The sequence below is a fragment of the Halalkalibacter oceani genome (assembly GCF_023715705.1).
Lineage (GTDB): Bacteria > Bacillota > Bacilli > Bacillales > Bacillaceae_D > Halalkalibacter > Halalkalibacter oceani_A.
In genome coordinates, this window is the sequence record NZ_JAMBOS010000015.1 from 13,766 (window position 1) to 35,954 (window position 22,189).

Here is a 22,189-nt window from a genome sequence, read left to right on the forward strand (position 1 = left end):
GTTTACAATAGATTCGGAATATTTCGACATATTTGAATTTCTAATAAATCCCTATCAAAAAGCAAAATAAATATACGGCTTTCGCCTGTGTTATGTTGATAGTAATCAGAACGTAAAGGAGCGCGAAAAATGATGATACTAAAAAAGCAGCAGGCTACTCCTCCGCCTTCTTCCTCTGTAACACTATTACAAACCGTGCTAAACAAGGTTCCAGGAGTCCTTCTCTGCTTAACAATTATGTTTATTAGTCTCATTCTGGCAGAATGGACAGGTCAATGGGTCAATTCGCTACAAGGACTCCCGCCTGAAAGCTCAAGTCCAATATCAAGTATTTTCGTGGCCATTATTTTAGGACTGCTAGTAAGAAATGTTGTGGGACTACAGCAGCTTTTTAAGGATGGTGTCACGTTTTCGATTAAATTCATTTTGAAATTCGGGATCATCCTCCTGGGGATCAGGTTAAGTTTTATCGATGTCGTGAAGCTAGGGGCGTGGGGAATTCCTATTATTCTTGCCTGTGTCGCAACGGGATTGCTGATCACATTATGGATAACAACCAAAATGAAACAATCTCATCGCTTAGGCACGCTAGTGGCATGCGGGACTGGTATTTGTGGGGTAACAGCGATCGTCGCTATCTCACCTGGAATTCGAGCAAATGATGAAGAAGTCGCTTATGCGATTGCCAACATTACGCTGTTTGGTGTCATTGCGATGTTTGCCTATCCTTATCTGGCCTATTTTTTATTCGAGGATGATCCTATTAGAGCGGGGCTTTTTTTAGGGACTTCGATTCATGAAACGGCTCAGGTTGCCGGGGCTGCACTTATTTATGGGCAAGTCTTTGACATGTCTCAAGTTGTGGATGCTGCGACGATTACGAAGCTCACTCGAAATGTGCTCATTTTGGCTGTTGTTCCTATTCTGTCTTATTATTATATGAATAAAGTACCGGACCGGCACAGTGAAGGCTCTCGCATGAAGCAAAAATGGTACCAACTAGTTCCCCTTTTTATTATTGGCTTTTTAGTGATGGCGGTAGCTCGTTCAATTGGAGATGCAGGGATCGCAAATAGTGGTGTCGCCTTTGGTTTCCTGAATGCTGACCAATGGAAGGAAACTTGGTCGGCTCTGAATACTTTTGGATCAAAATATTTACTTGGGATCGCCATGGCAGGAGTCGGGCTGTCTACAAGTTTTGGAGTTTTTAAAGGGATTGGCTTTAAACCTTTTCTGATTGGCATGGTCGCGGCGCTGTCAGTTGGAATTGTCAGCATCCTGATGGTCATTTTTATTGGGGGGTTCATTACCTTTTAAAGCGGTGCGCCCTGCTTTGTTGAGGCTTAAGGAGTGCCGGGATTGAAAAGGAAATGTTCCGCTTTAAGCGTATTACATTATTGATTCTCTTGTAGAAAGGGGGAAGAAGTATGTGTAAGCAATAGTACGATAGTGCCCGCATTCTGCAAGAACTCTGTAAAAAAATCATCACAAAATGATAAGGAGCTGAACGATGAATCTAGACCATCTTAAAGTTTTTTATACGGCTGCTACGAAACTAAACTTTTCAGAAACTGCAAAAGTTCATCACTTATCACAACCTTCCATAAGTTCGCAAATACGAAGTCTTGAAGAATCTTTGAATGTTAAATTGTTTGAGCGGACAACAAAAAAAATTTCCTTAACGGATTCAGGTCAATTGCTTCAAGGATATGTCAAATTAATCCTTGAAGTGATTGATAAAGCGGAGAAAGAAATTGCTATGCTGTCCAACTCCATCCATGGTGACTTAGCTATTGATGCGAGTTTGACGATCGGTGAAAACTTATTACCTTATATGCTTGGAAAATTCAAACAAGAGTATCCCTTCGTAAATCTGATCATGAAAATTCACAACTCACAGCAAATTATCGAGAAAGTGATCGATGAAGACATTGATTTTGGTTTCATTGAAGCCCCAATGACCCAGCCCTCTGTCATATGCAAACCTTTTCTAAATGACGAGCTTGTGATTATTTCATCAACGAAGCGGTTGAATCCGTTAATTGATGATCGAGATGTAATCTCACCTTACGAATTATTTTCTTTGCCGATTATTTTACGCGAGCATGGCTCTGGTACTAGGCAAGTAATTGAGGATACATTACAAAAAAACAATCTCGATCCAACTAACCTGAACGTGATGTTAGAGCTTGAAAACACCGAATCTATTAAAGCCACTGTTGAATCAGGAATGGGAATCTCGATTATTTCTCAATCAGCAATCAAAAAGGAATTGCAACTGGGGCTGCTGCGAACCATCAAAATAGAGGGAATAACATTAAACCGCTCGTTTTATATTGTTCAAAAGAAAGGCAAATTATTGTCCCTGCCAGCTGAATCATTTATCAACTTCTCATTAAATTACTTTGCCAATAACGATGAACCATTGAAAACCGAAAATGAAAGCGATTACAATTTAAAAACCGATCAGGATGTCGAACATCATTAACATCAGCTGCATCTTTACTTCTGCTCTGCTATGTTAATCTTTAGCATTAGCAGGTCTCCTTTCCAGACTAAGGGCTTGCCCATACTTTTTGGGCAAGCCCAACAAACGTGCCTTCTATAACACGCCCACCATTTGAAACAGCGGCAGCATCGTCGCTAGGAATAGCAGAAAAATAATGCCGCCAACCACAATAAACAGTGCAGGTTGTATCACTTTTAGGAGACGCTGGACAGCTTCCTCCATCTCTTTGTACAGCATTTCACTGTAATGAAAGAGATCGTGGGCTACATAGCCGGTTTTCTCGCCATTGGCGATAACAAAAGCGAGCTCTTTCCTGAAATATGGTTTCTCCTGAACAATGCGGTCAAGGGAGTGCCCCTGATGAAGCTGGTGCATAATTTCAAGGCATTCCTGTTGAAAGAAAGGGAGATAGTCCTGCTTGTTAAATAAGCTTAATGCCTGTTGGAGAGTAAGACCAACCGCCAACAGGTGGCCAAGCTGATAAGAGAAATAATACGTGATCGACGTCTGGACATACCGTTTTCCTTTCGGGAGGGCGAGAAGGAAATGTACCCGCTTAGCCGGTGAGCTTTGTTTCAGCCTCATCCAAAGGGCGAAACCGCCACATGAAAAAATAGCGACCGCTCCAAAGAGAAGATACGGCAGTAAATCCAAAGCCTTGAGAAGCAATGAAGTCAAGCGGGGAATTTCAACCATTGCAAAGAAGGAATGAAAATGAGGTAAGACAAAATGATACATTAAAATGATTAGCATCGCACTGACCCACAGCAATAGAATTGGGTAGCGCAACAGCTTTAGCAGCTCTCCTTTCGTTTGCTCGCGCTTTACTAGCAAGGAGCCTGTTTGGATGAAGCCTTCTGCTATATTACCCTGCTGTTCGAAAAAGTAAAGAAAGGATTTAAGACTGGAAGGAAGAGAAAAGACTTGAAAAGCTTCATGTATTGGATACCCGCTTTCCAAGGAGGCGAGAACGTTGTCGTACTGCTGCTTCATTTTCTCAGGAACATGCAATTGAATGAAGGTGAGAGCGGTATGAAGTGGATAGCCTTGTTTGAGGAGGCGGCCGATGCGGATAAAATGTTCAGCCGTCAGTTGAATCGAATGACGCTTGTCCTGCAACTTAATTTTCATGGACAACCCTCGCAAATTCCTCAGTTGATAAATAGCCAAGAGCCCATGCCTTTTGCGCTTCTTGCGTAAATCCTTTTGCGGAGTCCGCCACCGCCTCCGTGACAGCTGCGCTGAGTTTCTCTCCAGTCAACGATTCAAATAATGCCGCTCTGGCCATTGGGCGCCTGCGCTGGCAAAAGGGCGAACAATGATCTCCACAATACGGACATGTTGTCTCGACAAGCCGCTGCGATAAAATAAGCCGGCAGCATTCCTGTAAATCCAATTGCGAAACACCTAAGTCCAGCATCCGCAAAATCGTTCCATAGCAATCGTTAGCGTGGACAGTTGCTAAAACAAGATGTCCGGTAAGCGCTGCTCTAATCGCCAAGGAAGCAGTCGCTTCATCGCGAATTTCTCCAATCAAAATAACATCCGGATCATGCCGGAGACTGGCCCGCAAAATCGCATCAAAATCAAGGCCCGACTTTCTGTTTACTTCAACTTGAATGACGGTTGGGATCGGCCGTTCAACAGGATCTTCGATCGTAATAATCGACCTGCCTCCCTCTTTCAGAATTTGTTCGATAATCGCATAAAGCGTCGTCGATTTTCCTGAGCCCGTAGGTCCTGATAATAAACAGAGACCTCGTCTGAACTGACTCGCCTTATTAAGAATTCGCCGTGAATGCTGGAGAACGGATAAAAAAGATAAGGTGTTAGTAGAAAAATGAGGTAAAATACGGATTGCCAGGCTTTCCCGTTCAAGAGTGGGGAGCGTGGAGAGGCGTAAGGAATAGATCCCTTGCTTTGTTTCGTGGATCATTGAGGCGCTTTGCGGCTTGCGTCTTTCACCGATATCCATTCCTGACTTGTACTTAAAGTGGCTGATTAACCGTTCCGCCAGCTGCCGGTTTAGCATCTTCCAATTGAGCAGCCTGCCATGAACGCGATAAGCTACCGTATAGTGATCGGCAGCCGGAAGGAAATGAATATCGGTTGCTCGGAAATCAATGACTTCATCAATCACAACCCTGCTGTAGTTTTCAACATCATACAATTTAGCATCACTCCTGCCTTGGTAATGATAGTGAAGATACCTTCCCTACATAACATTCCACGCCATTAAAAAAAATCCTTTTTTCTTTTGCATAAAACCTCTCTCTCAGGTTACACTTAATGTTGTAAGGCGATGGGCTATAGCCAAGCGGTAAGGCAACGGACTTTGACTCCGTCATGCGCTGGTTCGAATCCAGCTAGCCCAGTTAAAAAAAAGAGAAGCTGCTGAAAAAAGTCGATTTTCACTTTTTCAGCAGCTTTTTTAGTCATGAGCGCAGCAGGGCGCCGATAAAAGGCGAAAATTCCACCTTCATCCCGGACCTTTCTGCTACGGTGAGCGCTGCTTCCTTTCGTCACGCTCACGTTTCATCTGGACGAAGCTGATAAACAGATAATTCATTCCAACTAGCGTCGCGATAAATGGACCGAATAAAAACTGCCCTTCATAAAGCCATCCGTGAATAAATAACGCCAAAGCGCCGAAGGTCAGCATACAGCCTATCAGAAAAAAGGATAGCACTCCTTTCACCTTCCTTTCCAAACTGATCCACCTTTTTAGTATTTCCTTTTTTTCAAGAAAAAGAAGCACATCCGAGACAAAATTTGCTACGATAGACAGGATGTTAGAATGAGAGGAGAAGCAATTGATGCAAGTCGCTTATTATCAGGATAAATTGGTCGCGCTTCGCACATGCGAGCGTTCCCTATGGCAACAGCTTTATATGGCGGGAAAGCGGGATGAGATCACCTGCCCACATTGTCACACTCCCGTAAGGCTCGAGCTGGGCATAAGCGCTCCTCCACAGTTCAGCCATCGCGGCCAAACAGAAGAGTGTGAAAGAGTCGCGGCGCTCCTCGCCCGAAAGCAGGATGAACAACAGGGACCCGCCGAAAACGAGGAGACGACGATCCAGTTGCCGAAGCGCAGGTCGATCACCGCTTCATCCAGCTCCCCTTCTCAATGGAAGGAACCGGAACCGTTAAAGGCTGTTCCTCCTTTTTCCAGACAGACAGACGAAAAAGTCACGGCGATCGCCGGCTACCGCCAAACATTACTGGATCAGGGCATTCTTCTTGATAATCAGCAGTGGACAGCGGTAACTACTACAAATGGGCCGTTACTCGTGCTCGCCGGTGCTGGAAGCGGTAAAACAAGAGTCTTAACTGCCAGAGCTGCTTATATGCTCGTTGAATTAGGCTATTCTCCAAAGGAGATGATCCTTGTCACCTTTACCGCCAAAGCAGCTAAAGAAATGAAGGAACGAATGAAGCAGTACCCCGGCCTGACTGCAAAGCACCTCCAGCCGCTTGTCGTCGGCACTTTTCATAGTATCTTTTATAAGATGCTACTTCATGCTGATGCGGAACGGTGGAATCAAACAAATTTGCTAAAGGCGGATTGGCAAAGGCAGGCGATGCTAAAGGAAGCGGGACGGGAAATCAACCTGGAGGAAAAAGAGTTTGCTTTTGATCAGGCACTTACTCAAATCAGCTGGTGGAAAAATCATCTGCTTTCACCCGAGAAGGTCACTCCCCGTGATCAGTGGGAGGAGCGAACCGCCTATTTATACAAGCGGTATGAGGAAATGCGCCGCGGAAGAAGCTGGTTTGATTTTGATGATATGCTGCTCGGTACATATGAACTGCTAAATGAACAACCGGGATTATTAGCCCGTTATCAGGAACGGTTTTCTTATCTTTCAATTGATGAATTTCAGGATATTAATAAGGTTCAGATGGAAATTATTTCCTTACTGACAACGACTACTCAGCATATATGCGCGGTCGGGGACGATGATCAATCGATTTATTCCTTTCGCGGCAGTGATCCATCTTACATCCTGACCTTTCAAGAACGATTTCCACAAGCAAAAATGGTCGTTCTCGATGAAAATTACCGTTCTCATCATCATATTATCGCCGCAGCCAATAATGTGATTGCCGCCAACCGCAAGCGTTTTTCCAAAAGGCTTCATGCCCAGTCTGTCGATGAGCACCTCCCCTTTCTCTTCTTTCCTTATGATGAAGAAGAGGAGGCGACAATGATCGTCAGCGATATTCGCAAGCGAATTGAGCGGGGTGAAAAGCCCGGTGATTTTGCTGTATTTTTCCGGACGCATCACTCGGCGCGGGCCTTGATTGAACGATTTATCGAATCGGGCCTTCCGATTCAGCTGGAAGTCGATGGGGAATCGTTTTATCGCCGGAAGACGATCCGCAAGCTGCTCGCTTACTTGCAGCTCGCTCTCGACCCCGAGCATGGCGAAGCACTTCGTGACCTGGTGGGGGCATTGTTTTTAAAACAGGAAACGGTTCAGGAAATAAAAGCGCTCAGCATCACCGCGGATTGCACTCTCATTGAAGCACTGACCAAGTTAGAAGGATTGCCGCCATTTCAATTGAAGAAACTCGCTTCCTTGCCCGATAAATTCTCGATGCTTGCAACAAAACCCCCGCTTGAAGCTATTGCTTATATCGAAAGTGAAATGGGGCTCGAGGATTATTTAAAAAAACAAGGGAACGAGGGCAACAAAATGGAACGCGGCTCGGACGACGTACGGGATTTGAAAGTCGTGGCGAAACAATTTCAGTCACTGGCAAGTTTTTTGGCGCACGTTGAACATATGACAGCAAAGTACGAAGCACTGCGTCAAAATCCGCCACATTCTCCGTCCATCCAGCTCATGACAGTCCACCGTGCGAAAGGACTGGAATTCCCGTATGTTTATCTGGTTGGCGCGGTCGAAGGCGGTCTGCCTCATGACTATGCGTTAGATGCTTTGCGGGAAGGAAACGACCAGCCATTAGAAGAAGAAAGACGGTTGATGTATGTCGCGATGACAAGGGCGAAGCAAAGTCTGGCGATCTCAGTCCCAATGATGCGTCGCGGAAAACAGGCTTTCCGCTCACGCTTTGTCCGCGATATGCAGCGTCTTGCCACCACGCAGCCGATCGCTGTAGCAGAAAGGAGACCATAGCATGAAAGATGCCATTACACGAACAACAGAATGGGTAAAAGCGCAGCTAGAACACGAAGGGACCGGTCATGACTGGGAGCATATCCGGCGCGTGACCAGTCAGGCACAGGAAATCGCTGAAATCGAAGGAGCCGATCGGCACATTGTCACATTGGCCGCCCTCCTCCATGACTTGATTGACGACAAGGTTGTTGCCAGTGAAGAAGAAGGACTGGCCAAAGTAAACAAGTGGCTGGAACAGTTGGCACTTCCGACAGACGCCAAGACTCATATTATCGAGATTATCACCACAATGTCGTTCAAAGGCGGTAACAACAAGCCAATGTCGACGCTTGAAGGGCAGATTGTTCAGGACGCCGACCGTCTGGACGCATTGGGAGCAATCGGCATTGCCCGCACCTTTCTTTATGCCGGAAGCAAAGGACAGCCGATGTATGATCCGGCTGCCCGTGTCCGTGAAAACATGACAGTTGAACAATATCGCAATGGAAAGTCATCAGCGGTTCACCATTTTTATGAGAAGCTGCTGAAGCTTAAAAGTCTGATGAATACGAATGAAGCAAAACGGCGCGCAGAAAGGCGCCACGCTTTCATGGAGCAATTTCTTGAGCAGTTTTATCAGGAATGGGACTAACTATGCTCATTCCACTATTCCGAGCTTCTTTTCCAAAAGCTCTCAGTCTGTCGACAAAGTCGACAGGCTTTTTGTTTAAGAGTCAGGGTTTGGCTCTTCGACCTCGCTACCGGGAAGGGGCCCACGCTTTCCGCAGGCGGGCGTTGAACTAACCGGCTGCGCCGGTGGATTTCAACCTGCCCTTCACTCCTGCAGGAGTCAGCCCTCCCATCCCGTCCGCTTTTTCTAGTGGGAAAAAGGGAGGTTGCTTCTCTTCAAGGTGGTATGATGCGAAAAGCGAACGAGAGAAAATGGTTGCGTACAGTCTGCATACCGCCTGTGACTCGAATGGATTCATTCTTGGAACCATCGTTACCCCTGCTAATGTTCATGATAGCCAAGTGTTTCACGAGTGATTTGATCAACTAAAAGAAAATGTCACCAAGCCACAAGTCGTAGCCGTCGATGCAGGCTACAAGACACCACCTATTTGCGAAGAAGCTTCGAGAAAAAGAGACAAGAACGGTCATGCCCTACAAACGACCATTGACGCCTCCAGGCTACTCCCGAATGCACGAGTTTGTGTATGATGAATACGACGATTGTTACATCTGTCCGCAAGACCAACTTCTTCATGACCAAACAACGAACCGAGACGGATACCGTGAGTACAGCTCTAATCCGAGTGTGTGTCAGAACTGTCCAGTGCTTTCACTGCGTTGGACGAACCTGAAGGGGCTCGATAAAAATTCCATGCAGGCGATACTTGTTTTTGCTGCCGTGAATTTGAAAAAACTGGCGACATGGCACTAGAGGAACACCAAACCGACAGTGCCATCTCCGAAAAACCATACGAAAAATGCAAAAAGCGCTTTGAGAGTCATATCTCAAAGCCGTTTTGTCTACGGTCTGCGAGCTTCTTTTCCAGAAGCTCTTTATTTTGCAAAATCGCCGGATCGTTCGGACGTATTCTCTGGCCTGTTCATTATGATAATACGATTTCTCCCAGTCTTTGAGTTGATAATAGCAAACACACAGCTGCAAATGAGGATACCAGGTGGAGTAAGCTAAATAGCTGAAGCTCCACTGGTTCTCATCTGGCTTTAATGCTATTGCCTGCTCATACCAGTAGGCTGCATGTTTGAATTCGCGCTTACGATGATAGTAATAGCCGATTCTGCTGCATGCTTCCGGCCTTGGCGTTTTCGTGTATTCGAACGATTGCAGCAAGGCTTTCAGCTCACCAGTATCATCTTGGTTCAGTTTCCGAAGGCAGTCGGCTTTATGAATACAAGCATAAAATTTATCTTCTTCCCAGCCTTCTTGCAGCACAAGATTTTGATTGTAAGCATCAACCGCCTCTTCCAGATGACCGTTTTCTCGCAGTTCATTTCCGTAATAGAAATAATCTCTCGCGCTGAATTGATCTCCCCGCTTAATTTTCTCGCGGTAAATTGACAAGTTGCGACTAACAGCATGTTTCATTTTTTTATGGGTAATGGCTACATCTGAGTTGATAATCTTACCGTAAACATTCAGGTAATTGTGGACATCACCGCCCCATTTGAAGTTGCGTTCTCTTTTCACCAGACGGTTGCGCCGATAGCGCAACGTCACATTACCGAACTCATCTTTTCCGGCATTATAAAACATCGAAATAGAATCAACAGAAGGGTCAAGTGTTTCTTTTAACGCCTTTAGCTTTTTCTGGTCTTCTTCCTCGACGATATCGTCCGCATCAAGATAAAGAATATAGTCCTTTGTCGCATACTTAAATGATTCATTCCGCGCCTCGGCAAAATTTCCCGTCCATTCGAAGAAAAAAATCCGATCCGTATATTTTTTGGCGATTTCCACGGTTTGATCTGTTGAACCAGTATCAAGAATATTTATTTCATCTACAATGTCTTTTACCGAATCCAAACATCTTGCCAGAACAGCTTCCTCATTTTTAACCATCATGCAAAGACTGATTGTGACCACCTAACGTTCACTTCCTTTCAATCCTCGATGTAATAGAATATGCACGCCGGCGATGTTTGTTTAGCTTATATCACAAAATAACCTGCCACAAATAATAAATAAAAAAGGTGAGTGACACATGACAGATACGAACATCCGCGTTCTTCAGGGGACAATCAATATCGCGAACCAAATGAATACACAGGCAAAAGGTTTAGAGCAATTAGGTGTACGGATAAAAACAGCAAATCTATATCAAAATTACTTGAACTATTCAATTAAATACGATTTAAACACTAATTTGCCCCGTGAGATGCAGTCGGCGCAACACACGATCCAGGAGCAGATTATTCCGGTCTTTGATCTTTTTCATTTTCACTTTGCAACAAGTCTGCTGCGAGGAAACGTTGATTTGCCTCTTTTAACAGCCAGCAACAAGCCAATTTGTATGCAGCATTGGGGCAGCGAGGTCCGGATTCTGTCTCAAGCCTTGAAAACAAACCCCTATACCAAAGTAAAACTGGCAGATGAAGTACAGTTACAAAAAAAGCTGGAAGAATTGGGACAATATATCCCGATTTGAATCGTTGCCGACCATGAACTTCTCCAATATGTACAACCATTTTATGAAGAGGTTCATGTCATTCCTTCGATGCTTGACCTCGGCGATTATAAGATGATTCAATTCAAAAAGAAGAAAAAACCCCTCATCGTTCATGCTCCCACCCATGTTGATGTTAAAGGAACTCCTCATATCCTGCAGGCACTTGAACAATTGAACCACTCTTACTCGTTTGACTTCCAGCTCATTCACAATATGCCCCATCATGAAGCAAAAGAATGGTATAAGAAAGCGGATCTTCTTATTGATCAGCTTCATATCGGCAGCTACGGTTTATTCGCTGTTGAAGCGATGGCCTTGGGCAAGCCCGTGATCTGCTATATTAGTGATTATATGGCGGATCATTATCCTAAAGATCTTCCGATTGTTTCCGCCAATCCCGGCACATTGCTGGAAGCATTAAAGGATTTGCTGAATAACCAGGATCGCTTAGCGGAGCTTGGAAAAATGGGGAGGTTCTATGTCGAGAAGGAACATGATATGAATAAAAACACCGCTCACCTTGTAAATCTCTATCGGCGACTGACGGCAAACCGAAAAGGCTGAATGACCGTTTCAATACAAAGTGCTTTTTCTAACAAACAGGTGGAACGATATTATCGAAAAATAATCACGGAGAACGATCAACTTTGTCTCCGTGATTATTTTTTCTGTAGCTGTATTGATAGCACTGGCTTCTTAATTTACGCTCTGAGTACGGACCAATCGCCTCTTCTTTGTCTAAAAGGATGATACAGGCCGGACCGGCTCATTTTTTACTCAATCGTCAAACCTGCACTGGCATACCCGGCAACGGTTGCCGCAATATCGATTGCAGTAGTAACTCCGGTGGAGAAAACCATGAGAAGTCATGTTTCCGCTGATACTGGAATATTCAAGTCGTGTGTTGATGCCAAAGCTAAAGATACTTGACTATTCGCCAGACCACCTCAAACTGTTACGAGTGCAGCCGCGGCTCCCGATGCAAAGAAAAAATCGTCTGCCAACTGGTCCCTGTTGCTCCCGTTATTCCTTTTAGGACCCGTTTTCTTTATTGACCTATTTCAACAAAATTCAGTTAGTGTCACTCCTTCAAAGCTTCCATTGAGTCAGCGATTTGTGACCGTAGATTCCCTCCTATTGATATTACTTTTTCGCTCGGCTGTTCGGAAGTCATTAGGATGCTACAAATATTCGGACGCGCTTGCCTACACCATTCACCTAATTTCAGCAAATGTTATTTTTTTCGCTCTAATTGACTGTAACGGTCCTTTCTGACTCAAGCGGATATAGTGTAGCAAGAGCTTGCTCGCTTGATAGAAGAGGTTCAGTCGATAGAGTTTTCCGTAGTGGGCCCTCCTCCACTAACAGGCTCCGTTGCCGGTTCCCATCAGTGAAGCCGCCTCGGCTCCCGTGTACGAGGATCCAGTAATAAAAACTTTCAAGCAGATCCCCGAGCAGTTGCTCTCTCCCGGCTTGCAGCAAACCATCTACGGCTACACTGTAGGAGGCCTCTTTATAGCTCAGCTCTTCCTGACTCGCTTTCAAATGAGCGATTGCCAAATTATTAAGCGCCTGATGCCCGATCCGAACGAGACCATGCCGCGATAAAGCGAAAGGAGGGAGAAGCATACTAGAGGAAAGCAGTTCATTCCAGCCCCCTGTTACATTCAGCAGGTAGTTTCCGATATGAATGAAGTCGGTTGTACGCAGCGTCTGATAGGCAATGCTTTGATAATTAAGAACCACATCCGCCGAAGCTGTCTCAGCCAAATAATGCTCAATGACAGGGAGCGATATTTCCTGCATTGAATCAAGAAACAAAATGGCATCTCCCTGGGCAAAATAGCTTCCGGTCGAAAAAGCGACTCCTGCATCAAGTGGTGGCTCCAGTTCAATATGCGGGATTTGCAACGGTATATCCTGAGCGGTTCCTTTCGCTAAAACCGGAATAACCTCGATATTTCGCTCAAGTAGCTGCTGTACCTTGGAATGAACCTGCTGATGATAATGCCGGACATAAAGAACGACCGAATAAGAACGAACTGGGCTTGCGGAATTCCATTGAAGCTTGCTTAACGCTTGAGGAAGACCGGCTTTTTTTGCCGCTCCTTTTCCAAGTCGTGGACCGTATTTTTTTAATAAATAATCAATCGTTTCAATCGTATCCCCGTGCATCCGCTGATAAGCTTCGGACATCACTTCTCCTGGCTTCTTCACATGATTCGGACGAAGTTTGTTATAGGCCAGCACATTAAATGAATTATCAACCGATACTGTCAGCCCATGATCGATCGTCAGCGCATTCCCAAACAACGGATTGCTAAGCGCTTCCTTCGTGATCGTCTGCAACGCTTTGGCACTATAGGCGTGCGGAATCGTTAACGCATTTTCTCCCCCAAGTTCCGCTTTACCCTGGATGTAATTCAAGAAGTAACGCGCCGCTGAAATGATATCTGATTTTGGATAATTCATGATCCATTCAAGTGAATTCAGGCTAAGGTCTACTCCCTTTTCAACCGCATGGACAAGCGGGAGCAATTGACTCGCATCAATTCGAATATCACCATCTGTAAATAGATAAATATCAGCAGATGCTTCTCTGGCCCCGATATAGCGGCCAATATCGTTACCGAGCGGTTCTCTGTAAGTGATCACCGTTGCCCCCTGGCTCGCAGCAATTTGCGCGGTTGCGTCACTGGAACCATTCACAACTACAAGAATCGTTGTTGGAGCAAGCCGCTTTACTTGTTGAATTACTTCACCAATTGTATCAGCCTCATTCATGGCCGGAATGACAACAGCAAGACGTTTACTCCGGTCCCTCGGCAAAATCGTCGTGTTTGGTACAGCTGGAGAGACCGGTTTCACCGCCGGTATTTGCCGTACTGCCGGCACCGGGTTCGACGGTGGTGGCGGAGCCTCATTGACGGCTGGAGGGGGAGACGGTAACGGCCGCTCCTCTGTCTCATTATTCCCTTCAGGGGGAGGTTCGACAGCGGCGGCCTGCTCGATTGATGGCGACTCCTCTCCCCTTAAACGTCGATAATAATCATCCTTATTTTTAATTACTCTGTAGTAAAATGAATCATTCATATCGTCTCTCCTTATTAAGCACTTCCGACATTTACTTCCGATGCCTCTCCACAATTGATCCGCATAAGTACGTCATTTTTTTCATATATGAATAGAGACAGTTTGATTGTGGAGGTGAATGATTGATGGCCAAACGAACCATTTCAGTAACAAAATTAACTCCTGTTCAATTACAGCAAAGGCTAATTTACACTCAATCTGAATTAGCGAAATATAAGCATCAGGTCGAACGCTATCAAAATGATTATTATTATGGACTTATTGATGAGCTGAAAGCAAAGAACGAACAGCTTATTCAGCAAAACGAAGACTTGAATAATCAAGTGGCTCTGTTAAAAGAGGAGCGTTCGTTACGGGAAAAGCTGCAACAAGAAAACGAAAAACTGGCGGCAGAACGGCAAAAGCTCGAACAGCAATTGACCGACCAGGATTCCTTTCAACCACTGCAAGCGAAAAAAGAGCAGTTGGAAACAGAGGTTGCAGAAGCGGCTCAGCAGTTAACCGATTTGAAAAAGGAACTAGAACGGCTAACAAATGATGAAGAAAGCTCGATTGAAGAAAGCGCCATTCCAGCCGAAACGAATGAGGATTCGTCCCCCGCTTTATCCGTGGATCATGGAGAAAGCAGTTGGTTTGTGCGCAATTTAAGTGAAAAGAAGAAAAAACGCTAACCCAGGGGTAAGTGAGCACGATACCAGTCAATTGTTTCAAGCAGCCCTTGTTCCAGCCTTACGACCGGCTCATAGCCAAGAACCTCTTTCATTCTCGTAATATCGGGCTTTCTGACAACCATATCCTCATAGCCTGGGCCGTAGGCGTGCTGATAAGAGACGGTACTGATTTTTGACGGGGAGGCAGTCAGCTTCTTAATACGCTCAGCTAATGAAGCAATCGTAATTTCCGTTTCTGTTCCGATATTAATGACCAGCCCATCGGCCTTCGGACTCATCGCGCGTGCCGTTGCCGCTGCTGTATCTTTGACAAAGGTAAAGCAGCGGCTCTGCTGTCCGTCCCCAAAGACCTGAAGCGGCTCACCTTTCAATGCAGCATTGATAAAGATCGGTACAACCCCGCCATAGGACGTCGACGTGGCCCGCGGCCCAAAGGAATTAAAATAGCGGAGAATCGTAATCGGTAACCCTTCCTTGGCATAAGCAAGACATAAATGCTCTTCAAGCGCTTTGACACTTGAATAGCACCATCTATGGACGCTCGTCGCTCCTAAAATTCTGTCGCTTTTGTCCTCTAAAAAGGGAGTTGCCGTGTTTTTTCCATAGACCTCAGAGGTCGAAGCAAATACAACCTTTTTATGATGATGAAAGGCTTTCTTTAATAAAAGGCTCGTGCCTTCTAGGTTGCCATTGATCACATGCAAAGGATGCTCAACCGTATGTTTGACACCGAGCACCGCCGCCAAATGAAAGATGCCATCCACTTTTGGAATCAGATCATCCAGCAATTGTTCATTCTCGCAGTCTCCTTTTACAAATATAAAACGATCCGAAGCGGTTAGATTCTGTATGTGCGAAAAATCGCTATTTGACAAATTATCAAGGCAATAGACATAATGGCCTTCGTCAAGTAAATGCTCGCACAGATGAGAACCAATAAACCCCGCCCCTCCTGTAACCAGTACCTGCACAATCTCACCTCTTTACAATCGAATCACATTTTTAGAATGACCTGAAATTCGATTTCTCGTATCCAAAATTAACTTCGCATGTGCTTTCAGTGCCGTGTAATCAATTTCGCTATGGTCTGTCAAAATCACGACGCAATCATAGGATGCGATGACATCCTGATCGAGCGCCATGCTTTGATACACGTGCTGATTGATCTCGATCTCCTCTACATAAGGATCGTAATAATCAGCATGATACCCTTTGCCGATTACATGCTCCATCACCGGAATAGACATTGATTCACGGACGTCATTTACATCACGCTTATAGGTCATACCGATTAACAACACCCTTTTTTCCCCATCCGGCTCCCCGATCAATTCCTCAATTCGTTTGATAATATAACGAGGCTGAGCATCGTTGACAGCCTTGGCCAGATCGATAAACGCTGTTGGCATATTGGCGTTATTTGCTTTCCACTTTAAATAGAGCGGATCGACCGGAATACAGTGACCGCCGATCCCTGGCCCGGGATAGTATGGCGTAAAACCGTACGGCTTCGTGCTGGCTGCCTGAATAACCTCCCAAATATCAATATCGAGCCCGTGACAGATTTGCGCCATTTCATTCATGAATGAAATATTGATCAGCCGCTGGGCGTTTTCCAATATTTTGGTCATTTCCGCCACTTTCGGTGAGCTGACCGGCACAAGCGTCTCAAATGCCGCCCCGTAAATGCTTGTCACCTTTTTTAGACAGTTATCCGTCACGCCACTGACCACCTTGGGGATTTGCCCCAATGTATACATATGATTTCCCGGGTCAATGCGTTCCGGTGAATAACCGATAAATAAATCCTCCCCGACAGTCAAGCCGGTCTTTTCCATCATTTCCAACATCACTTCCTCTGTCGTGCCAGGGAAGGTTGAGCTTTCCAGAACGAGCAACTGCCCTGTTTGCAAATGAGGGAGAAGCGTCGAAATAGCCGTTTGCAAATAACTTAAATCCGGGTACTTGTGTTCTCTTAAAGGAGTCGGCACACATAAAAGAATCGCTTCGGCCGTTTTTGCCCGGCTGAAATCTGATGTTACGTCTACACGCCCTGTTTTCATGAAAGCTTCAACTTCTTGATCAGTGAAGTCAGATAGGTACGACTTTCCAGACTTGATCTTTTCTACTTTCGATTGATCAATATCAATCCCGATAACGGGGTAGCCCTTCGATGCGAATAACATGGCTAATGGTAATCCGACATAACCAAGTCCAATGATAGCGATTTTTGTATTCATCTCATTAACTCCTTTACGTTCGCAAAGATATACATATATATGTCGGAAAAGGGCGCTTTGCACTAGACATACATGGAAAAACGTAAAGATGGGCTTTTCTAAAAAAGCGGCGGACAGAGCGGTTACAATCGGGAGGGCTAGCTAAAAGCAGGGGGCAGCCATTTCCAAAGTACGCCAATCCAGCACCCTGCCTTCTGCATCAACCGGCCACGGCCCTTCAAAAGGCGGACATAACGAAGAGCCTGAGACATAAAGAGAGCTTCCCTTTTGTCTCAAGCTTGAAGCAGGCGCAAAAATGCGCCTCTCCGATATTTCTTCTCTAACCTCGACATCTGGCCCGACACGCTCTATTTCTGACGCGCCGGATTGCCGACAACAACAGTCGAGTCCGCTACATCCTTTGTGACGACAGCACCCGCGCCGACGGTGGCACCGGCTCCAATTATGATCGAAGGAAGCAATGTCGCGTGATTGCCGAGCTTCGCGCCCTTCTTAATATATGGTCCGGTATGGACGCCTTTGCCACTAGCCATGTATTTATCATTCGACATCGAGACGCAAGGTCCGAGAAATACAAAGTCCTCAATCGTCGTATCAGCCGTTACATAGCAACCGGTTTGAACCGTAACGGACTGGCCGATCGTCGTTTTTGGCTCGACCATCACATGGCGCCCAATCACGGAACGCCGGCCAACCTCTACTTCTTCCCTGATGCTGACATGGTCGCCGATAAAGACCTCATCTGCTAGAACCGAGCCATGATACAACGTGACGTGGCTGCCGATCGTCACTCCATTTCCGATCGACAGTGGAAATAAGGCGGCAGTCGGTTTTCGCGCCATTTTTTTATTTGCCGCCGGCTGTTTGCCAAGCAGGGTAAAGGCCTGAATTCGGACATCTTCACCAATCTTTGTTCCGGCTTTGATGACAACATGATGATCAATTGTCACATTGTCTCCGATTTCAACATCTTCTTCAATGACGACGTATTCTCCAATTTCACATCCATTTCCCAATGTCGCAGTCGGGTCAATACTCATGCTTGTCGCTCCTATCCTGAAATCAGATTTTGATAAATTTGCAGCACTTGCTTGATGACCTTACCTGAATTGTGATGCGCTTCGACAAAGGCTCTTCCCTGACGCCCAAGCTCCTGCCGCTTGGTCGGATTTCCGAGCAGGTCGGCTAAAACAGCATCAAGATTGTCAGGATTCGCCGACTGAATCGGCAGCCCTAGCGGAAATGTCGGTACTAAATCCGGCCGCAAATAGCAGATGACCGGCTTTCCCATCGCCATCGCTTCGATACTTAGATTACCGTAAGCGCCACATAGCACCTGATCAATGACAATGTCAGCCTCTTTATACAGCTCAAGCGCCTTCTCGTGGCTCAGCTTCTCGACTAACTTAAATTCAAATGGATACTCGCTCTGAAGCCGCTTGACGCTTGCCTCAATATAGGATGTGCCTTTAAAATCACGGTCTGTTGGCGCATGAACGACAAGCGGTTTTGCTTTCGTCTCCTGCTCAATGGCGACTTCGTACTTGCCGATCGGACAGAGGCGTGGCAGGACGTAAACCGGCTTATTTTCTTTGCTGTAATACGGATAGACATATTTATAAAGCTCATAATCCTGGACAATTGCCACGTCGACAAGCTTTGAAAAGGTCTCTAAATTCGCTTCGATCGCGTCCTCTGGAAACGAAGATTCCGTATATGCGTAGGGATTTTCGTAGGAATCCCCTTTTACCGCAAGCACCCGGGAGCGGACATCATTCCCGCGGTGATGCATAATGCTTTTCTTCCCCTTGTCCTTAATCCATTGCAAATCACGGAAATCTTCGAGGAATGTATGGCTGTTGTGAAAATGAAAAAGATCAAAATGATCGAGCGCGACGTTGACAAGCTTCTGCAATTCAAAAGCATCGGTCATATAGGTTCCCTTGTAATCGAGGAAAGAATGAAAAAAATTATAGCCGGTGGCATGAACACCTTCCTTTTTTAAGTGGTAGCAAATCAGCTCAACCTGCCCGGCTATTTCCATCGGAGCATGACAAACCCGAAGCATAACATCTCACCGTCCTTATTTCAGATAAATTTTCTCAAGTATTTCTGCTATTAAGCGGACATCATGGAACTCTTCCACAAATCGACGGCTCTTCTGTCCGATTTCATTCCGTAATTGCGGATTTCTAAGGAGTTCTTCCAATGTATCGGCGACCTTCTCCGGCGCCGTGCTGACAATTGGAAAATTGCTAGGAAGCTGCGCTCTGACATCATCGCGAATATAAGCAACAACGACTTTTCCAAGGGCCATCGCTTCGACACTGAGCATTCCGTACGTGCCACATAATACTTGATCAATGATAATATCTGCCTCACCATAAGTGGCCAACGCCTGCTCATGGCTCATGTTTTCAACCGGCTGATAACGGAACGGAAGCTGTCTGCCTTTAAGCTGTTCAATTCCCGCCTGAACATAAACAGTCCCTTTGAATTCCCGGCTGGTCGGAGCATGAACAATAAGCGGATTTGATTGATCAACACGCGGATACCTTGGCACAAAGGAATCGACCTTACAGGCCAAAGGGACAACGTGAACGCTTTTGTAATAATCCTTCACATACGGAACCATCTCATAATCTTGAACGATGGCGGTGTCAATGTAAGTCGATAAACGTTTTAACCGATGGTCGATCTCTTCATCCGAGTAATAGCTTTTTGGTAACGCGTATGGATTAAGCCTTTTTACAGCCTGATCAGTTCTGACGTCGTTTCCCCAATGATGCATCACCATTTTTTTGTTTTGCAGCTTTAAAGCAGGAAGTTCGAGTCCTTCAACCGAAAACGTATTTCCGTTATGAAAATGAAAGACGTCACTGTTTTTAGCGAGCGGCACTAGGTGACGTGCCAGCTCATAAGCATCGGTATGAACGACTGAGTTCTTATAATTAATATAAGTATGAAACCAATTATATCCATTTACCTCATGTCCTCTTCGCTTCAATTCATCACATAAAACTCCCATTTGACCTGCTATTTCTGTAGGTGCATGCACAATCCGCATGTGTATTCCTCCTTGAATTCAGTCATATATTCATATTCACAAATGATAAAATCCGTTAACCATCTATGAAAATTTTAGATGCCAACTTATCAATTTATTCTTTCTTCAACATATGCTATAGGGTACATTGACGAAAGGTGGGATTTGATGAATTTTCTTAGTAGTAAAACAACAGGCTTTAACCAGCATATTGCCGTTCTCCCAATCGGGGGGTTTGATGCCACATCCCCTCTTGTCTGGTCCAAGGAAGCCTTGCTCCCGGCTGTCAAATATGTATTGAACGGGGTGGATACGGGAGATTCCTATTTTACCGGATTTGTGTTGACTCCGATTAAAACAGGTGCCAATAAATACCTTCACCCTTTATATACAGGCTTTGGCGAGCTTCCAACGATCCAGGACTGGCAGACATATATGGCATTGTTGTTTTCGGATCAATACAATTTAAAAGCGCTTGAAGAGCTGGCGGTCCGTCCTCTTGATATTTGGATTGGTCTTCCTTATCCGATTATCAGTCAAACAAACTTTGGAGTGGTCAATGGAAAATCATTATCCTTTGCCAATCAGGCCGACCGGGAAGAGGCGCTCAAATGGTGGATTACGACCTTCTTGGCAACATGGAACCAGCAAGGCTTCACGAAGCTGAATCTCAAAGGCTTTTATTGGTTAAGAGAATCGCTGATACCCGAAGATGAATCGCCGATCACGAACATTAATCAGTACATTCACACGCTAGGCTACAAGACGATGTGGCTGCCAAATTACGGCGGCTTCGGTGTCACGAACCCGTGGAAGGGCGAATCGATGAATTTTGATTTAACCGCCATCAACACAAACTATTACGGCAACACACCGATCACGCACGATTGGATTAATCATTCTTCAAATTTCGCGAAGTTTTATCAAGCAGGCCTCCAGATCAATGTCGGCAAGGGGATTACCTTCAACCAGTATCATCTCTATGATTTTCTCAATCTCGGACTTCCTCATCGAAACAATTACATCGATGATTGTGTGCTCGTGTTTAACTTCCATGACATGAGCATTCAGGAATTCGCCAGAGATCGCAATGCTGATTATCAACAAATTTACCTGTTCATGAAAAAGCTCTACGTCGAGCAAAGCTATCCCGGACGAAGCTATTAAGAACAACGGTTTAAAAATAAAGCAGGAAAGCGGGTTTGCTTTCCTGCTTTATTTGTGCAGCACGGAACCGCCGCCTCCTTTTATGATTGATCGACTTCGCTTTAACGCATCTCAAAAGGGCAAATCAGCCTTTTGAGCTACCTCCTATAAAGTCGGCAGCTGCTTATAAATTTCCTCCAATTGCTTTGTCACAACCGCGCTGCTATGATAGGCTTCCACGTACCTTCGACCCTGCTTTCCGTATGCTTTGCGGACTTCAGGGTACTTAATCAACAATTCAATTTTGTCATAAAGCGTATCAGGGTTGGCGTTGACGATCGGCGGAATTTCCGGGAAGGTTGGCAGCAGGTCATCCCTGACATACGTTACAACCGGCTTTCCCATCGCCATCGCTTCCACCGAAAAGAGTCCATACGAGCCGCAGAGAATTTGATCGAGAATAATGTCTGCCTTCTGATACATGTGAAGCGCCTTTTCATGATTCAGCTGCTCAATCCTCACATAATTAAATTCATAGCTTTCTTTAAGCTGCTCAATCACCTTTTCAAAATGGACCGTCCCTTTAAATAACGGATTGGTTGGTGCATGAATTAATAAAGGTACTTTGTTTTCAGTCTCTTCGACGTTTGGGATATGGTCAAGATTAACGGCGATCGGCAAAACATGAACGCGCTCATAGTAATCCTTAACATAATCGTATACTTCATAATCCTGAACGATCGCATCCTTGACAATTGCTGAAATAGCGGTCAGCTTCTTATGCATCACCTCATTCGCGGGAGAGTCGCCGGTGTAGACGTATTTATTCCGCTCTCTAGCCTGCTCATGAAACCGGACATCATTTCCCCAATGATGCATGACCGCTTTTTTGCGATACTTTTTCAATTGAGCCAAATCACTGAAGTCGTCGACCAATGTTTCCGCATAATGGAAGTGGTAAATATCATAGTCTGTCAGAATGTCTTCCACTTTTTGGACCAGCTCTTCCTTCTCCAGGTTCAAAAGATTCTCCTCATAGCCTAAATAAGAGTGAAAGGTGTTGTAGCAGCGGACATGATGCCCCCTCTTTGTTAAGTCCCCCGCAAAGATTCCCATTTGTCCGGCAATTTCGTTTATACCTTGAAAAATTCTCACCTG

The 22,189-nt window shown here is 45.3% G+C and carries 18 protein-coding genes, 1 tRNA gene and 2 pseudogenes; 10 read left to right on the top strand and 11 right to left on the bottom strand.

Annotated features, from left to right (window positions below; translation table 11 throughout):
* The first annotated feature begins 129 nt into the window (after positions 1-129).
* Together M3212_RS13865 and M3212_RS13870 are read left to right on the top strand one after the other, a co-directional pair.
* On the top strand, positions 130-1,317 hold the full coding sequence (locus tag M3212_RS13865) for a YeiH family protein (protein WP_251194572.1): 1,188 nt from the start codon (positions 130-132) through the stop codon (positions 1,315-1,317).
* A gap of 193 nt (positions 1,318-1,510) precedes the next feature.
* Entirely contained in the window at positions 1,511-2,488 is a 978-nt protein-coding gene (locus M3212_RS13870; protein WP_251194573.1) for a selenium metabolism-associated LysR family transcriptional regulator, read from the top strand.
* 114 nt (positions 2,489-2,602) lie between these two features.
* On the opposite strand, the gene comGB is transcribed toward M3212_RS13870, so the two are convergent.
* Entirely contained in the window at positions 2,603-3,640 is a 1,038-nt protein-coding gene (comGB, locus tag M3212_RS13875) for a competence type IV pilus assembly protein ComGB (protein WP_251194574.1), read from the bottom strand.
* Positions 3,630-4,679, bottom strand: a complete 1,050-nt coding sequence (comGA, locus tag M3212_RS13880; RefSeq protein WP_251194575.1) for a competence type IV pilus ATPase ComGA — start codon at positions 4,677-4,679, stop codon at positions 3,630-3,632. Before comGA ends, comGB begins: the two co-directional genes overlap by 11 nt.
* A 133-nt stretch (positions 4,680-4,812) precedes the next feature.
* Between comGA and M3212_RS13885 the strand changes: the two genes are divergently transcribed.
* A tRNA-Gln gene (locus M3212_RS13885) sits at positions 4,813-4,884 on the top strand.
* Between the two features lie 122 nt (positions 4,885-5,006).
* Here M3212_RS13885 and M3212_RS13890 read toward each other — a convergent pair.
* Positions 5,007-5,219 carry a hypothetical protein gene (locus tag M3212_RS13890; RefSeq protein WP_251194576.1) on the bottom strand — a complete coding sequence of 71 codons (213 nt, stop codon included), beginning with the start codon at positions 5,217-5,219 and terminating at the stop codon, positions 5,007-5,009.
* Positions 5,220-5,325: 106 nt separating this feature from the next.
* Here M3212_RS13890 and M3212_RS13895 point away from each other — a divergent pair, with 106 nt between their 5' ends.
* From M3212_RS13895 to M3212_RS13905, 3 genes and pseudogenes are all read left to right on the top strand, one after another.
* Positions 5,326-7,656, top strand: coding sequence for an ATP-dependent helicase (locus M3212_RS13895; protein ID WP_251194577.1), 2,331 nt, complete (start codon positions 5,326-5,328; stop codon positions 7,654-7,656).
* Position 7,657: 1 nt separating this feature from the next.
* Complete coding sequence (locus tag M3212_RS13900) at positions 7,658-8,290, top strand: HD domain-containing protein (RefSeq protein WP_251194578.1); 633 nt, start codon at positions 7,658-7,660, stop codon at positions 8,288-8,290.
* Between the two features lie 263 nt (positions 8,291-8,553).
* A pseudogene (locus M3212_RS13905) lies at positions 8,554-9,180 on the top strand (transposase); the annotation flags it as partial.
* A 2-nt stretch (positions 9,181-9,182) separates the two neighbouring features.
* On the opposite strand, the pseudogene M3212_RS13910 reads toward M3212_RS13905, so the two are convergent.
* Positions 9,183-10,252, bottom strand: a pseudogene (locus M3212_RS13910) (glycosyltransferase); the annotation flags it as partial.
* A gap of 118 nt (positions 10,253-10,370) precedes the next feature.
* Between M3212_RS13910 and M3212_RS13915 the strand changes: the two are divergent.
* Together M3212_RS13915 and M3212_RS13920 are read left to right on the top strand one after the other, a co-directional pair.
* A complete protein-coding gene (locus M3212_RS13915) occupies positions 10,371-10,814 on the top strand; it encodes a hypothetical protein (protein WP_251194579.1) in 444 nt (147 codons plus the stop codon).
* Between the two features lie 93 nt (positions 10,815-10,907).
* Complete coding sequence (locus M3212_RS13920; RefSeq protein WP_251194580.1) at positions 10,908-11,399, top strand: glycosyltransferase; 492 nt, start codon at positions 10,908-10,910, stop codon at positions 11,397-11,399.
* Positions 11,400-12,083: 684 nt separating this feature from the next.
* Here the strand turns inward: M3212_RS13920 and M3212_RS13925 are convergent.
* Positions 12,084-13,928, bottom strand: coding sequence for a glycosyltransferase family 2 protein (locus tag M3212_RS13925; protein ID WP_251194581.1), 1,845 nt, complete (start codon positions 13,926-13,928; stop codon positions 12,084-12,086).
* Positions 13,929-14,053: 125 nt separating this feature from the next.
* On the opposite strand from M3212_RS13925, the gene M3212_RS13930 reads away from it, so the two are divergent.
* Complete coding sequence (locus M3212_RS13930; protein WP_251194582.1) at positions 14,054-14,599, top strand: hypothetical protein; 546 nt, start codon at positions 14,054-14,056, stop codon at positions 14,597-14,599.
* Here M3212_RS13930 and M3212_RS13935 read toward each other — a convergent pair.
* The 5 genes from M3212_RS13935 to M3212_RS13955 form a co-directional block, all read right to left on the bottom strand.
* Positions 14,596-15,570: an NAD-dependent epimerase/dehydratase family protein gene (locus M3212_RS13935; protein WP_251194583.1), complete on the bottom strand. Its 975-nt coding sequence runs from the start codon at positions 15,568-15,570 to the stop codon at positions 14,596-14,598. The two genes, M3212_RS13930 and M3212_RS13935, sit on opposite strands and share 4 nt — an antisense overlap.
* 12 nt (positions 15,571-15,582) lie before the next feature.
* Positions 15,583-16,839: a nucleotide sugar dehydrogenase gene (locus M3212_RS13940; protein ID WP_251194584.1), complete on the bottom strand. Its 1,257-nt coding sequence runs from the start codon at positions 16,837-16,839 to the stop codon at positions 15,583-15,585.
* A 347-nt stretch (positions 16,840-17,186) separates the two neighbouring features.
* Positions 17,187-17,879 carry a DapH/DapD/GlmU-related protein gene (locus M3212_RS13945; RefSeq protein WP_251194585.1) on the bottom strand — a complete coding sequence of 231 codons (693 nt, stop codon included), beginning with the start codon at positions 17,877-17,879 and terminating at the stop codon, positions 17,187-17,189.
* An 11-nt stretch (positions 17,880-17,890) separates the two neighbouring features.
* Complete coding sequence (locus M3212_RS13950; RefSeq protein WP_251194586.1) at positions 17,891-18,907, bottom strand: glycosyltransferase; 1,017 nt, start codon at positions 18,905-18,907, stop codon at positions 17,891-17,893.
* 15 nt (positions 18,908-18,922) lie between these two features.
* On the bottom strand, positions 18,923-19,906 hold the full coding sequence (locus tag M3212_RS13955) for a glycosyltransferase family protein (protein WP_251194587.1): 984 nt from the start codon (positions 19,904-19,906) through the stop codon (positions 18,923-18,925).
* Between the two features lie 147 nt (positions 19,907-20,053).
* Here M3212_RS13955 and M3212_RS13960 point away from each other — a divergent pair, with 147 nt between their 5' ends.
* Positions 20,054-21,052 (top strand): DUF4855 domain-containing protein, encoded by a 999-nt coding sequence (locus tag M3212_RS13960; protein ID WP_251194588.1) that lies wholly within the window; start codon positions 20,054-20,056, stop codon positions 21,050-21,052.
* Between the two features lie 144 nt (positions 21,053-21,196).
* Here the strand turns inward: M3212_RS13960 and M3212_RS13965 are convergent, their stop codons facing one another.
* Positions 21,197-22,186: a glycosyltransferase family 4 protein gene (locus M3212_RS13965; protein ID WP_251194589.1), complete on the bottom strand. Its 990-nt coding sequence runs from the start codon at positions 22,184-22,186 to the stop codon at positions 21,197-21,199.
* Positions 22,187-22,189: the final 3 nt, after the last annotated feature.

What these genes read in the sequence shown, in the direction of transcription:
- M3212_RS13865 (WP_251194572.1), top strand. Translation starts at nt 130, where the DNA reads ATGATGATACTAAAAAAGCAGCAGGCTACTCCTCCGCCTTCTTCCTCT.
- M3212_RS13870 (WP_251194573.1), top strand. Translation starts at nt 1,511, where the DNA reads ATGAATCTAGACCATCTTAAAGTTTTTTATACGGCTGCTACGAAACTA.
- comGB (WP_251194574.1), bottom strand. Translation starts at nt 3,640, where the DNA reads ATGAAAATTAAGTTGCAGGACAAGCGTCATTCGATTCAACTGACGGCT.
- M3212_RS13895 (WP_251194577.1), top strand. Translation starts at nt 5,326, where the DNA reads ATGCAAGTCGCTTATTATCAGGATAAATTGGTCGCGCTTCGCACATGC.
- M3212_RS13900 (WP_251194578.1), top strand. Translation starts at nt 7,658, where the DNA reads ATGAAAGATGCCATTACACGAACAACAGAATGGGTAAAAGCGCAGCTA.
- M3212_RS13915 (WP_251194579.1), top strand. Translation starts at nt 10,371, where the DNA reads ATGACAGATACGAACATCCGCGTTCTTCAGGGGACAATCAATATCGCG.
- M3212_RS13920 (WP_251194580.1), top strand. Translation starts at nt 10,908, where the DNA reads ATGATTCAATTCAAAAAGAAGAAAAAACCCCTCATCGTTCATGCTCCC.
- M3212_RS13925 (WP_251194581.1), bottom strand. Translation starts at nt 13,928, where the DNA reads ATGAATGATTCATTTTACTACAGAGTAATTAAAAATAAGGATGATTAT.
- M3212_RS13930 (WP_251194582.1), top strand. Translation starts at nt 14,054, where the DNA reads ATGGCCAAACGAACCATTTCAGTAACAAAATTAACTCCTGTTCAATTA.
- M3212_RS13940 (WP_251194584.1), bottom strand. Translation starts at nt 16,839, where the DNA reads ATGAATACAAAAATCGCTATCATTGGACTTGGTTATGTCGGATTACCA.
- M3212_RS13945 (WP_251194585.1), bottom strand. Translation starts at nt 17,879, where the DNA reads ATGAGTATTGACCCGACTGCGACATTGGGAAATGGATGTGAAATTGGA.
- M3212_RS13950 (WP_251194586.1), bottom strand. Translation starts at nt 18,907, where the DNA reads ATGCTTCGGGTTTGTCATGCTCCGATGGAAATAGCCGGGCAGGTTGAG.
- M3212_RS13955 (WP_251194587.1), bottom strand. Translation starts at nt 19,906, where the DNA reads ATGCGGATTGTGCATGCACCTACAGAAATAGCAGGTCAAATGGGAGTT.
- M3212_RS13960 (WP_251194588.1), top strand. Translation starts at nt 20,054, where the DNA reads ATGAATTTTCTTAGTAGTAAAACAACAGGCTTTAACCAGCATATTGCC.